Raw genomic sequence first — 14725 nt, forward strand, 5'->3', positions numbered from 1 at the left:
ATTTCTTCGGATTAAAAAATCATACCAATTTTCTGAATAATTTGTTAAAATATAGAAATACTAACTCTTTTATTATGGAAGGAATGTTACATATGATAAATAAATTAAAAGAAAATATAGGGTCTGTTTTTGTCGGTAAGGAAAATGTAATTGATTTACTCCTCGTTTCATTACTTGCTGATGGACATGTACTGCTTGAAGACGTTCCTGGCACCGGGAAAACATTACTAGCAAAAACAATTTCTAAAAGCATTGGTGGTAATTTTTCTCGTGTTCAATTTACCCCTGATGTACTTCCGAGTGATGTAACAGGTATTGAATACTTCAATCCAAAAACGAGTGAATTCGAGTTAAGACTTGGACCAGTCATGACAAATATACTACTTGCAGATGAAATTAACCGCGCGATGCCGAGAACACAATCTAGTTTGTTAGAAGCGATGGAAGAACGACAAGTAACTCTTGAAAAGCAGTCTACTCCTCTTCCGAAACCATTCTTTGTTATTGCGACGCAAAACCCGATTGAATCACAAGGAACTTTCCCGCTTCCAGATGCACAACTTGATCGTTTTTTAATGACGATTTCAATTGGTTATCCGTCTCCTGAAGATGAGCTAAAAATGATGCGCCGTTTTCGTAACAATGCACCTTTAGAAAGCGTCACATCTGTCATCTCTTTAGAAGAAATTTTAGAAGCGCAGCAACAAGTGAAAGAAATTTTCGTATCAGAACCGTTAGAACACTATATTATTAAACTTGCTCACGCTACAAGAAATCATGATTACATTGCCAATGGTGTAAGCCCACGTGCCACATTAGCTTTAGTACGTGCTGTTCAAGCATTAGCCTTTTTACGCGGCAGAGAATATTGTACACCTGAAGATATACAATTTTTAGTTCCTTCTGTTTGGAATCACCGTATCGTCTTATCAATGGAAGGTGCATTACGTACGACAAAAAACGAATTAATGCAAAGGATTTTAAAAGAAGTTGACGTACCCGTGGAGATTGAGCAAGCATGAATGGACAGCGCGTTGTAACTGTACCTTTATTTTTTCAAATCCACATTATTCAATTAACTGTGCCCATCGCTTTACTATTTACGTTTTTTCTACCGCAACGAATTATTATGTTTCTCTTTTTCTTCTACTATTTATTTGCGATTTTCATTTATAAATATGTCGCTTACATAGAGAAAAGATTTCAAGTTATAAATGAAAAACAAACAACTCGGCTTTTCCCTGATGAATCCGGACAGTTTTTTATTCATTTAAAAAATGGGGCAAATATACCACTCGTTAACGGTGTTTGTTACTTTCATTTAAATTCGTCCCTTATACCGCATAAAGATCAAGGGATTGAACAAATATCAAAAACGTTATTTTCTTTCCCATTTTCACAACCTGCTCATTCAGCACAAAAATGGGATTTAACATTAACCGCAACGAAGCGTGGTGTCTTTCAAATTGAACAATTTGAATGTGTTTTAAAAGACCCTTTTCATTTATTAACTGTCCATTTACCTGTTTTCGATAAATTAAAGACTGAAATTATTGTATACCCTACTCCTAAAGAAGTAGCCCGTTTACAAGAACTCCAGCAACTATTAACAGGTTCGTATCGAACGAATTTCTCTTTTTACAATGATGAAACATCCATTATCGGTGTTAAACGATATGAACGTGAATCTTTCCGCTCTATTCATTGGAAAGCATCTGCTAAAATGCAGGCGTTACAAGCGAAGCAATATGAACCTGTAAAAAATTATAGTTGGACGATTTGTCTTTCTTTAGCTGCTGATCGTGGGTTTGGTTGGAAAGAGAATGTAGAAGACCTTATTTCATTTACAACATACATTTGCCAATACGCAACGAAGCATCAAATTCCGTTTGAGTTATTTATTAGTATATTAGCAGAAGGTGGCCCTTTGCATTTACCATTAAACGAAGGACAAGCGCATTACGGGAAGGCATTAGAGGAATTGGCACGTATTTCAGATGATAGTACGCTTCTTCCGAAACAAGGATTTCTTCACTATGTAACGAGAAAAAGAGAACGCTCGTCTACAATGATATACATTGGTTTGCAGAAGAATGAGCTTCCTCTTCTATCTCAGCCTACGTTTCTCATTAATAATGAAGGGATGGTGGAACCAGTTGAAAACTTGGCTCTATCACGTTAATGACTTTATTCTGCTCCTCCTTCTTTCATTATTAACGGAAAGAGATGAACTCATTGGTATTGCTATATTTTTAGCGACCGGTTATGTAGGAGTATTTCTTATTCATAAACTAATGAAGAAAAAAACAACAGGATTCGTAATACTTTTAGTTATTCAAATAGTCGGTTTTTCTTTATTTCTACCGTTTTCTCTTTTTGGCACAATTATATTACCACTATTTTTCTTTATCGTACACGCGGTCGGACCTGGATATCCGGTTCAAAAATCGTTAGGCGGTATTGTATGGTTTGTCGTTACAGCTATATTTTATGCACCATTTCCACCATTATGGAAATTATTAATGTTAGCCTTACACTTAATGATTACATTTTGGCTAACCGGGGCAAATCGTAAACAACAACTATTACGTTTTGCTTCTATTATTACGATTGGTGTAATGAGTCTATTAATTGTTCAAGTGTTCCCTTTTATTCGACTTATGTTTGGTTTTATGACAGAATTTATCGCATTAGGAGTCGGCTATGCTTTAATGCCATTAATTAAAGCAGCTGAAATGAAAGATACAGAAGGAGTTTGGGCAAATAAAGGGCATCTCTTAAACCCTCGAATTGAAGACGGTAAAAAACTTCCTGATTTTGACCCAATACTCATAAATAGCGTTACAATAATAGTCTGTACAGTCATTGCTATTTACGTCGTAAGGAAAATAGTAAAAAAACGAAAATATTTAAGCTTAGGAAACATGCCAGTCTTCGAATCTACTATCATTACTGATAAAGAAGGAATCGATCAAAAAAGGTTCAAACGAAATAAACCACCAAATAACGAAATTCGAAAAGAAATTTTCAAACTCGAGAGTAAGCTATCCCCTCCTTTAAACCGAGAACGAGGAGAAACTGTTGAAGCTTGGCTAGAGAGAATTAATGATGAAGAAAATGTAAATATTCAGAGTCATATTATTATAGACGCGTATAATGCAGTGCGTTATTCAAATGGTGAAAACACTGTACTTCTGCATGAATTTAAGGAAGAGGTTCATAAGCTTTATGCTTATCAGAAGAGTTTGAAGAAGAAGAGAAAATAATGTATACAAAAAGACTCCTATTAAACTAGGAGTCTTTTTGTATAAAAGTCCACGTTGCTTTTCACAAATTATGCTTTTTTTCCTGCTTCAATTTCTAAAGATTCTTCATGCCACCAAAGTGTTTCTTCAGGATCCTCTTTAGCGATTTGATGTGCTTCTTTCTTCGATTCTACGGTAGGATAAGATCCTTTTAATGCACGTCCTGATGTTGTAACAAACAGTACACTAAATACAACTAATCCAATTACACTTACACCTGTTAAATAAAATGCTGGTGCCAGTGGATTACCAGTCGCATGAACTAAGTATGAACATACAAGCGGCGTTGTACCACCGAATATAGATACAGAAATATTAAAGGAGATAGAAAGTGCACGATAACGTACATCAGTGAAAAAGAGTGCTGGTAATAACGAAGGCAATGTTCCTTCATAAACACTAAGGAAGAAACCTAAGACGAAAATACCCGCAAACATGGCTACAATATGTCCGTTACCAATTAATAAAAATGCTGGAATTGAACATAATGCTAAACCAAGTAAACCAATTTGTACTACGCGTTTATTACCTACTTTATCACTTAATTTACCGAAATAAAGTGCCAGTGGAATCATAAGTGCCATCGTAATTGAAATAATTAATAAGCCAGTTGTTTCTTTGACTTTTAGTACTTGTGTTAGATAAGAAGGAATATACGAAAGGATCATATAGTTTGTAATGTTAAAGAAGGCAACAATTACTGTGCTTAATAAGAAGTCTTTTTTGTGATATTTTAATATATCCATAAATGAAAATTGTTCGTTGTCTTCAGATTCCTCTTGTGCTTTTTCCATCTCTTGAAAGATTGGAGATTCATCTAAATGACGTCGTAAATATAAACCGACCAAACCAATTGGTGCAGCAATTAAGAAGGGAATACGCCATCCCCAGCTGAGCATTTGCTCATCTGTTAATAATAACGTTAAAATGGTAACAATTACCGAGGCAGCAATGTAACCTGAGAGTGTTCCAATTTCAAGACCACTACCGAGTATACCACGCTTTTTATCTGGAGAAGATTCTGCGATATAAACCATTGCTCCTGAATATTCGCCGCCTGTAGAGAAGCCTTGAATCATTCGAGCAACTAAAAGTAGTATTGGTGCCCATACACCAATTTGTTCATAGGTTGGTAGTAATGCGATGAATAATGTAGAAAGTGCCATTAAAATAATAGTTGTACTTAAAACAATCTTTCGGCCATACTTGTCTCCTATTCTACCAAAGAAAATACCTCCGATTGGTCGAACTAGAAAGGCCGCTGCAAATGTACCAAATGTTAGTACAAGTTGCAAACCACTATTATCCACACCTGAGAAGAATAATTGACTTAATATTACCGCTAAATACGCGTATAATCCAAAGTCAAACCACTCCATTGCATTCCCAATGCCAGTAGCAATAACTGCTTTCCTCGCTTGTTTAGGATTGACAATATTAACGTCTTGAGGTTCAAAATTTAAATCATTATTTTGTTGCATATAGTAAAACAGCCCCTTATTTAATTTAACTTCTTTCAGCACACCTTCTCTTACTAGAATAAATTCAATACGAAGCACTTAAGGAAAAGCAACGTCTCCTTATCTGTTATTATTGTTTCACATAATTAAGTATTTGTCCAATGAGATGCTTTCTAGATTAAGTAATTAAGTATTTTAAAAAGCTGAAAAAGCGCTGTATGAGTGCCTTTTTCAGCTTTTTATTTTAATATATAAATTTATTTTTTGTCCCTATTTTCTTCCTGTACGAATTATAAATAAGGTACTTTTTATATTTGTATTTTCATCAAAATTCTTAAACACTTGCTATAGCTGCCACACTATGAATAGCGAATATAAATTCATTAATAAATGCATCAATTTCCTCTTTCGTAATTATATACGGGGGAAGTAAACGGATGATATTACCTTGAGTTACATCGACTAACATCCCTTTATCCATTAATTCTACCTGTAATTTCTTCACATTTTCAGTCGTATCATTCATACTAATTCCAAACATCATACCAGCATGACGTACTTCCTGAATATAATAAGAATTTTCTTTCTGAATTTCTTGCAGTTTTTCATTGAAATAGTGTGACGTTTCATAAGCTTCTTGCATTAAACCATCATCAATTAATGTTTGTAATACCGTTAAACCTAAAGCCGTTCCGATTGATGAATGAGCAAATGTTGTTCCGTGATCTCCTGGTGAAAATACATCACATAACCTTTCACCTACAATGATTCCTCCAAGCGGTATTCCGCCTCCTGCGCCTTTACCAATTTGAATAATATCCGGTGTAATATTGGAATTTTGATAAGCAAATAGTTTTCCAGTTCTGCCCATACCACTTTGTACTTCATCGACTATGAGGAGTACATTATACTTTTCACACAGGAGCTGAATCCCTTCTAAATATTCACTTGATAAAGGATAGATCCCACCGCTTCCTAAAACAGGCTCTAGCATAATTGCAATGGGATGTTCATTAACAATTGTATCTTCTAATTCCTTTATATTTTCACGCTCCACTTCATATACAGGAATAGATGTTTTAGGGAAATTTTGATAAACATTTTCTTGTCTCGTAAAATGAAGAGCCCCTAATGTTCGCCCGTGGAAACTATCTTTCAGTACAACGACTCCTTCACGTTCTTCATTCGTAATAGATCTATATTTATCAATTAATTTTAATGTCGTTTCTGTCGCTTCTGTACCAGAGTTTGTAAAAAAAACTTTTCCATTTTTTAAAGAGCAATCAACTAATCTCTTTGCATACTCAATCGCAACTGGATTTAAAAAATGAAAAGGAAGATGCAACGACTTCGTAACTTGCTCCATTGTCGTTTGCACAATTTTAGGATGATTGTATCCTAATACGTTTACCCCTACACCAGAAAACATATCTAAATACTCTTTACCCTCCACATCATACAGTTTACAACCTTCCCCTCTTTCTATTGCAACCTCCGTGCGACAATACGTAGGCATCATATATTCTTTATCTAATTGAAACCAATCCGACATGTTCAATTCCTCCTATTTATTTTTACTATTTTTTAATGTTCATTATCTATAAAGTTATTTATCAATTAATTTTTAAGATTGAAATTTTAATAGTGGGTTTTCCACCTTTTTACCAAAACGTGTTATTTCTCTTTCCGATATTCATTTTTCCATAATTTCTTCTATTTCAACAGGTCCACTACATATACGTTTTTTTCATCTAGCGGTATGTTACTAATTTGAACTTCGTATGTAATACATAATCAAGGCTAAAGAATCATATTTAGTAACAATCAACGAAAAAATTTTGGAGGCTATGTCGATGAATGAAAAACATGATAAACAGAGGCAATCTTTATTAGGAGAAGACTTAAATAGCAATCGAGAACTTAATGAACCAGCTAAACTTCACTCTCAAACAGTTGGTTCACGTGGACCTATTTTAAAGCAAGATAATGTACTGCACGAGGCGTTACAAGAATTTATCCATGAAAAAATTTTAGAAAGACCTGTTCATGCAAAAGGATTTGGTGCATTCGGTTATTTTCAAACGATATATCCGATGTCTGAACATACAAAACTTAGCTTTTTACAAAATTCAAATGAGAAAATTCCTGTTATGGTGCGATTTTCATTAGCTGTTAGTACGAAAGGAACACCTGATACTTCTAGAAATGTACGCGGTTTTGCTACAAAATTTTATACAAAAGAAGGCATTTTTGATCTTTTATGTAATCACCTTCCTGTCTTTTCTGTTCGTGATCCGATGCGTTTCCCTGAAACTATTAACGCGTTATTGCCTTCACCTAAAAATAACTTACTAGATCCTGATAGATTTTGGAGTTTTGTCGCTAGAGCACCCGAATCCATTCATTTTGTTGTCCGTTTATACTCTGATGCTGGTACGGCAAAAAGTCTTCGCCACATCCCAGGACATAGTGTAAATACATATGTTTGGAGAAATGCTCAAGGTAATCGAAAGTATGTAAAGTATCATTGGTATCCATTTGAAGGTGTACAATCCATTACTAGTGAGGAAGCAAATAAACTAGCTGCCGAAAATCCTGATTATAGTGGAAAAGATTTATACGATGCAATTGAGGCTGGTAAACCAGTGGAATATGGTTTATATGTCCAGCTCATGGATCCAAAAGATGAAGCACATCTTTCTTATGACCCTTTAGATGATACAAAAGTATGGGATGAAAAGGAGTATCCTCTTATGCCCGTAGGCAAAATGGTATTAAATAAAAATCCTGAAAATTATATGGAACAAGTAGAAAAAGTCTCCTTCTCCCCTTCTAATTTACTAGACGGTGCAGAACTATCAGATGATAAAATGCTGCAAGGTCGCGCTAATATTTATAGTGATTCTCAAAGAAGAAGAATTGGACCCGAATTTCGTAAATTAGCGATCAACCAACAGCAAGATTGGACACCCGCTAATCAAATTACAAGCGGTGACGGAAGATACGTTGAAGGAAAACTCGAAAGAACTTCTATAACTAAGCAAGACGATTTTGGGCAGGCTGGTGAATTTTATGCGAAGTTATCACACATTGAAAAAGAACATCTTGCTGAAAATTTAGCTAATGATTTGAAAGTTATATCCAATGATATTAGGAAGATAGTTTTGGGGTATTTCGATCAAGTATCAACTGATTTGAAAACAAGCATTGAGACAAAAATGAAAGAGCATTAAGAAGATTAAAACATGCTTTACGAATGAGAATTCAAATCTATATTAATTATTTTCTTGTCAAAATCCAATGAGGTTATTTAATTTAAAAATATAAAGCCAATATACCCCTGTTCTACAATTAGAACAGGGGTATATTGAAGTAGTTTAACGTTTAACATTAACTACTTTACTTAGCTAAAAAATGCAATAAGTAGCCTTTCAAAACAAACTATAGTAAATTATTTTACTTGCACTGTATAATTCCCTGTTCCACCGCCATACTTATATACACTTAAGTAATATTTCCCTGGCTTCGCATTATAATTTCCAAGCAATTTGTTTCCATCACGTTTTGTTGCATAAGCTACATAACTATTTAGATCTGATTCAGAATATAATACCCAGTTCAGTCCAAGGTTTTGTTCGTTCGTAACAGAAATCTGTAAATCTTTTTGATCCTTTACATCAATAACAAATTTATCCCCCTGATCTTGATCGCTTAAGTTTCCTCTTAACAAAATGTTCAAAGATAGTGGATTCGCTGTATCAAATGAATTATTCGGTTCTTTTTCTACAGCCGTACCTTCTTCCGTATTCAGCCCGCTAAATACAACATCATATTCAAATTGTCCAGCATTATTTACACGGTAATTTACAAAATAAGCAGTCAATGTTTTATATCCAGTCCACGCTTTTCCTGAAAGACGTTTCAACATATCATTTGTTGCTTGATTCATTACTTTCCAATCCTCAATCTCTCCTTTTGTCGCACTTCCAGTATATGTCCCCTGTAGTGTAAATGTATTAAAGAATTGTGATTTATTCTTTGTTACTTTCACATCTTTTAACTTTGATTCATTAGTGATATCTGAAGTAACGTCCGAAAGCGATTTTGGATCATGCTGCGCTAAGTACTCATCTGATACTTGTGGAATTGTATATTTATCACGATTATCAATAAGCATTTGCATATAAGATTGATATTCTTCATTTAATTTATTATCTTTGCTTAATGTAGAACGGTATGCATCGTAACTTGAAACATCATTAGCACGAATTAAATCATGCACTTTATCGAACATTTCAGGACGGTTATTATACATATATGATTGCAATGCAAACGAATAGTTATAAAAATCAAACGTTCCATATTTCGCATTTAATGTTTGTGCTGCTGTGTATCGTTTTGCAGGATCATTAGATAATCCACCAATTATACTTTTTCGCGGTACTACACTATCTAATCGCGTTGCACCTGCAAAGAACTCTGCATTCCCTTCTTCAAACCATGTTAAACGTTCATTTTGATACATTTCCCCTTGGCCCCATAATCCCTGAACCTCGTACCTTCCCTGTAAGTAGTGCGTAAATTCATGGCGGAATAATTCTTCCAAACTATAAATACTTTGCTGTGGTGTACGTTCATATGTAAAGAAAGTTCCCGTTCCTTCAATGTACATTCCACCATTATTCGTTTCATATCCATACAATTGACGGTTAAATTGATATTCATCTGGACTATTATAAATAACCATTGTTAACACGTCATCAACATGTCCACTTTCAAGCGGTTTATCACTACCAACTGTACGATAAAATTGAGAGCGTACTTCTTTTGCCGCCCAGTATAGACGTTTAATTTTCTCTTCGCTAACTTTATCCCCAGCTTTAAAGACAATTGCTCCATCATCAAACGTATACGTTTTCGGTAAATATTTCTTTTTACCCTCTTCTCGAATTTGATCTAAATTCACAGTTTTTCCGTTCGCATCTAATCCGCCATAATTTGTAGTAATTTGTTCTGCTGCAACAAAGTATTGCTCTCCTAAAAATGGATAAATTCGCATTGCATCTGTAACAACTTGTTGTCCTTTTGTTGGCGTACTATGAAGCTTTCCTAATCGACCAGCATAGTAAATTCCGTTATTAATTAACCATCCATTTTTATCTGATACAGTACCAATTAGTGCGAAACGACTTACTTCATTAATAAAGTTATCGATATTTCGATACCACATCGTATCTTTCGGCTCTTTTCCAGTCGTGTACATATCCGTCTGAATATCAAAGTCAATTCCCTTCATCAACTCATATATAGCGTCTCCTTTTGTTCGGTCTTCAATGAAAGTTGCAATGTTATCGTTGTATTGTTTAAAAATTTCGCCTGCATATAAAACCGTTTCAACATCAGCCGATGCATTTCCAATTAATTTTCCATATGATGAAATAACTTTATTTTGTTCTGATGTACCAAGTTTGAAATTCGGATTTTTTGCAATTGTTTTTAAAGCCGGTAAACATTTATCATGGTAGCTACGCTCATTTAATTTGCTTAATTCATCATGGTAAAAACCTAAATAAAATGCTGCACGTAGAGCTTCTACTAATGTTTCAATCCCTTTTGAATCATCTTTCGTATAAGCTTGTCCTTGTTCTGCTAGTTTGTTAATAATCGCTTGCATTCGGCTATCATCTTGATAGAATTTGAGACTATCACTATTAAACTGAAATAATTCCGGAATTTGATACCAATTAATTGTCACAAGAAGATCAGTTAATTGTTTGTTACTTAATTGATTTAACTCAGCCATCGAATACTTTTTTTCTTCAGCTAACGGTTTAACATCCTCGTTTGGTGCTAGCGGACGCTGCGATAAATCCGATAACTTTAACCGTTTTGTAAAAGATGCATTTTCTTGTACTTTTGAAGAGTGTGCCAACTCATCAACGGATTTCTGTATGCCTACCGGCTCCATTTGTAATACGTTCTTCACATTTTTTTCTTTTGTCTCTGCTTGAATTTGTAAACCATTGCATGATATTGTCACTAGTCCAACACCAAGAATCAACTTAGAAATTTTCGAATATTTAACCATACCATTGCCCCCTTAATAATTTTAAAGAAAATTCTGAATTTTAAAATCAGAACATACTTATTTGTATGTATTTACAGTTCCGCTATAAATACAAGTATGATCAATGATGCAATAGTAGCTTGTTTTATACTATTACGAATACAGATTCCTTAAATACAATTCCCCTTCCTTAAATTTAATACAAGCAAAAACTGTGCCAATGCTATTTCTTATGAATAGCCAACATTCTTTTATTAATACTGTAGAATAAAATATACATAGATGTTTCAGCAATGTATAAATATTTTGACACAAACTCCTCTTTTTACGATGAAGGATTCGTTGGAAATTATTTTTGCATTAGCCAGCAAATAATTTTCAACTAAACCCATTCAAAAAGGTAAATAAACATATTACAAAAGGATAATATGTTTACTTACCTTTTCCTATTTTATATAGATAACAAGCTATCTGTTGATAAAAACAACGTTAATTAGCATTTTGTTACATCAGTTCATACTATGATACTCATTTCTCTTTTTCAGATAATCCTTTTCACATTGTAACGGTTTGTATTCCACCATTTTCCCTTGCTTCTTTTTCGTTTCGGTAACAACCCATTCCCCTTTTTCAAGTTCAAGATGTTTTATTACATTTGTATCGTCTATTTCTTTATAAAGTAAAAATGCTTCAAGCGGCTTTACAAACAGCCTAGGCTCTCCTCTATATCCACCACTTTCAAAAACTTTAGTTAACGAATTATAATAAGTATCATCAACCCGGCCACCATACATGAAGTGTGCAGCTTCTAAATCTCTTTTATCAACTTCCCAAAAGCTATTTTCATCAAAATTCAAATTAAACGTGCATCTAATATCCCTCATTATATTTTTCACATACTTTTCATCTCGAGTTTTTCTTTCTTCGAGACAATCCGAAGATAAGCTTGGTGCATCTGATTGGGAATGTACAACATGTTGAATAGATACACATAAAACAAATACGCTTAAAATATACAATAGTTTTTTCATATTTACGTATCACCTCAAATAATGTAGATACTATATTATTTGAGGCTTAAGATATTCTTATGCTAGCAATGTGAAAGGTCCTATAAAATAGACTTTTTATAGGACCTTTCCTTTTAATATTGATTTATCAGTTTCATCGGCGAAGCGAGTACCCTACTACTTTTCACATCATATAATCCTATAGGCGTTACCCGTATAAAAGGCAAGTGCGTCGCAGAAAAGAATAAAATCGTAAATGCTGGATCGTTATAGGCATATCCTCGTTCTTGTAGTAATTTCACCATTTTTTTCTCTTTATATATTAATTCGCTCATTTTTAAATCGGACATAATCCCGAGCAACGGTAATGCAATTTCGTGTAACACTGCATTTCTTTCCGCTATTACCATACCGCCACCTAGCTCTTTTACTCTATGAAAAGCTGTAAGCATATCTTCTTTACTTTTTCCAATAAGAATGATGTCACCTGTACCAGAATAAGAACTTGCAAGACCTCCTAATTCTTTCGCAAAACCTTTCACAACTGTATTCACTCGCCAAGTGCCATCACGAGCAATCATCATAAGGAAACATTCATCATGATCAATAGAAAGTTCCTCACAGTTTAAGTCGATTTCACTAACATATGGCTTTGTTATGACGTCGTTTAATAATTTTATACCCTTTGCATCATTGAAAATCATATCTTCTTTCTGCAAACACCAGTCTAATTGTAAAGGTGCTACTTGGAATTTATCCCATTCTATACGTAATGATTGATTTTTGTTTACTCCGTTACGCTTCACCCATCGTCCCTTTGCAATTACACTAATCGGCACCGGGTTTTCTTTACTTTCCAAAATATTAATATTGGCGATTCTACCTGTGGCAATCGCGCCGTGTAAGTGCTCCATATTATAATAACGAGCAATGTTATAGCTTGCCATATTATAAGCATCGATTACTGGAACACCTTGTTTTATCGCTATTTCTACCATCCTATTCGTCATTCCGTTTTCATAAAATGATGGGTGTGAACCATCTGTTGTGAAAATGAATCTATCAAATTGTTTAACACCTAGTTCTAGCAATTCTTTTACTAAAATTTCTAAATCTGGACGGATAGAAGAATTTCTAAGAGAAACGGTGTAACCTTGCATAAGGCGTGTTAATGCTTCCTGCCCTGTCATCGCTTCATGATCACAATCCGTACCTAACAATTTTAACTTTGTTAAAGTTGTTTCAGACGCTCCGGGAAAATGACCTTCTACTTTCTTCTGTAATCGTTTTGTTTCCTGTACCCAATTTAACATGTCCTCATCGCCGTGTAATAGTTTTGGCCATGCAGTTAACTCGCCGCCCTGAAGAACATCTTCATGCTTCAGCCACTCCATTATTTCTTCACTATTAAATAAAGATTCCCCATTTTGCAGTTCAGTCTGTCCATCAAAACGACACCACCAATACATACTTGCAGGAATCTTTTTAAATTCATCTAATAAACGAAACGCTACTTCACGCTGTAATGTGAAAAATAAAGTTAGATTATCATTAATGAAAGTTGTTGTCCCAAATTGCATCGCATGATTTGCTAACGTTTCTGGATTATACAACTGATATGGATGCGCATGCGGTTCTATGTAACTTGGAACTATATACTTCCCCTCGCAATCAACGACTTCACATTCATGTAATTGCTCTGGAAATTTTTCTCCCACATATACAATTCGGTCATCATAGATCCAAATATTTGCTACAGTCCATTCACGTATGTACGGATTTAAATATGTCGCATTCTTTAATAGAATGTGCGGACTTCTAGTACCATCTACTACTTCAACATGCTCTCGTAATTGTTCATTGCTCCATCTAAACTGATTTTGTCCCAATGTACTCAACTCCAAATCAATATACTAGTATTTTCATTTAAATCGACTTGATAGAAACTAATAGTTTGAATAAACCAAGATGTCCTTAACTAAAGTATTCTATATAACCTTAAAGCTTATTTGAATTTTTCTAAACACGATACCTATAGTTTCAATTATACAGAACAGGATAAATAATGACAATTTTCAGTATAATTAACCGAGTAGTTTTGTTTTCAAAAAAGAGCATATAAAAAATAAAGGTGAATATCTATTCCTCCACCTTCTCATCCTGATTTATCCACCTCATTGTTTTCTCTACATCTAATTCCGAACAGATCTTTTCACCATAACGAACAGACTCATATATCGGAATAATATCTCTCGTTCGACATATTCGTTTTAACCATTGTTGTATCGTTTCATAAGACCTTCTCTGTTCATGAAATGGTAAAGTCCTTTCCCATTCAACTAACGCTTTCCTTATCGTATCTGTAGGTAATGGTCGCTTTAACCGATGCTTCACTTTCTCGTTTTTTTCGGTTCTTACCGTATATTCTTTCGTTACCGATTGTTTCTCCTGTTCTATTTCTGATTTCATTAACTTTTTCCTAACTGATTTATAAAGAAAATATGTAATTACCGCTGCAATAACTACATAAAAAACTACAGTAATCCATGAATTTGAAAGAAAAGAAAATACGTCTCCCCATGAATTTTCCTTTTTAAAACCTTTAAATTTTTTACCCGTTGGCGTCCTATCCCTATTTTCTCCTACTTTTGTATTTTCCAAGGGTCTGCCAGTGCCATAATCTTCATTATTTTCATTGTTTATTGTTTCCTTATAAATTTTTTCAGATTTCTTCTCACTAAAAAAACGCTCTTTTACTATGTCTTGTACATGCACCACACCTTGTGATAACGATATTGCACAAATCGCAAAGAAAAGTATGATTAAAGCTCTTACACTCCAAAACTTCACTTTCATATACCGCTTTTTATTAACCATGACATA

Annotated in this window: 10 protein-coding genes; 4 read left to right on the top strand and 6 right to left on the bottom strand. The window is 34.2% G+C overall.

Annotated features, from left to right (window positions below; genetic code table 11):
* The first annotated feature begins 92 nt into the window (after positions 1-92).
* From MHB76_RS14400 to MHB76_RS14410, 3 genes are read left to right on the top strand one after another with little or no spacing between them, the layout of a single operon-like run.
* Complete coding sequence (locus tag MHB76_RS14400) at positions 93-1022, top strand: AAA family ATPase (protein WP_002200083.1); 930 nt, start codon at positions 93-95, stop codon at positions 1020-1022.
* On the top strand, positions 1019-2182 hold the full coding sequence (locus MHB76_RS14405; protein WP_340986914.1) for a DUF58 domain-containing protein: 1164 nt from the start codon (positions 1019-1021) through the stop codon (positions 2180-2182). Before MHB76_RS14400 ends, MHB76_RS14405 begins: the two co-directional genes overlap by 4 nt.
* Positions 2157-3266 (top strand): DUF4018 domain-containing protein, encoded by a 1110-nt coding sequence (locus MHB76_RS14410; protein WP_199710249.1) that lies wholly within the window; start codon positions 2157-2159, stop codon positions 3264-3266. The genes MHB76_RS14405 and MHB76_RS14410 overlap by 26 nt, the downstream gene beginning before the upstream one ends.
* 68 nt (positions 3267-3334) lie before the next feature.
* Here MHB76_RS14410 and MHB76_RS14415 read toward each other — a convergent pair whose 3' ends face one another.
* Entirely contained in the window at positions 3335-4786 is a 1452-nt protein-coding gene (locus MHB76_RS14415) for an MFS transporter (RefSeq protein WP_078174328.1), read from the bottom strand.
* A gap of 313 nt (positions 4787-5099) precedes the next feature.
* Positions 5100-6317, bottom strand: coding sequence for an aspartate aminotransferase family protein (locus tag MHB76_RS14420; RefSeq protein ID WP_078174259.1), 1218 nt, complete (start codon positions 6315-6317; stop codon positions 5100-5102).
* 301 nt (positions 6318-6618) lie between these two features.
* On the opposite strand from MHB76_RS14420, the gene MHB76_RS14425 reads away from it, so the two are divergent.
* Positions 6619-7998, top strand: coding sequence for a catalase (locus MHB76_RS14425; protein WP_078174258.1), 1380 nt, complete (start codon positions 6619-6621; stop codon positions 7996-7998).
* Between the two features lie 218 nt (positions 7999-8216).
* Here MHB76_RS14425 and colA read toward each other — a convergent pair whose 3' ends face one another.
* The 4 genes from colA to MHB76_RS14445 form a co-directional block, all read right to left on the bottom strand.
* Complete coding sequence (gene colA / locus MHB76_RS14430; RefSeq protein WP_078174257.1) at positions 8217-10853, bottom strand: collagenase ColA; 2637 nt, start codon at positions 10851-10853, stop codon at positions 8217-8219.
* A gap of 488 nt (positions 10854-11341) precedes the next feature.
* On the bottom strand, positions 11342-11863 hold the full coding sequence (locus MHB76_RS14435) for a hypothetical protein (RefSeq protein WP_078174256.1): 522 nt from the start codon (positions 11861-11863) through the stop codon (positions 11342-11344).
* A gap of 113 nt (positions 11864-11976) precedes the next feature.
* Complete coding sequence (locus MHB76_RS14440) at positions 11977-13731, bottom strand: adenine deaminase (RefSeq protein WP_078174255.1); 1755 nt, start codon at positions 13729-13731, stop codon at positions 11977-11979.
* 250 nt (positions 13732-13981) lie between these two features.
* Positions 13982-14719, bottom strand: coding sequence for a hypothetical protein (locus MHB76_RS14445; RefSeq protein ID WP_070170311.1), 738 nt, complete (start codon positions 14717-14719; stop codon positions 13982-13984).
* Positions 14720-14725 lie beyond the last annotated feature (6 nt).

Origin of the sequence: Bacillus sp. FSL M7-1345 (assembly GCF_038006985.1) — a bacterium.
Taxonomy (GTDB): Bacteria; Bacillota; Bacilli; order Bacillales; family Bacillaceae_G; genus Bacillus_A; species Bacillus_A cereus_U.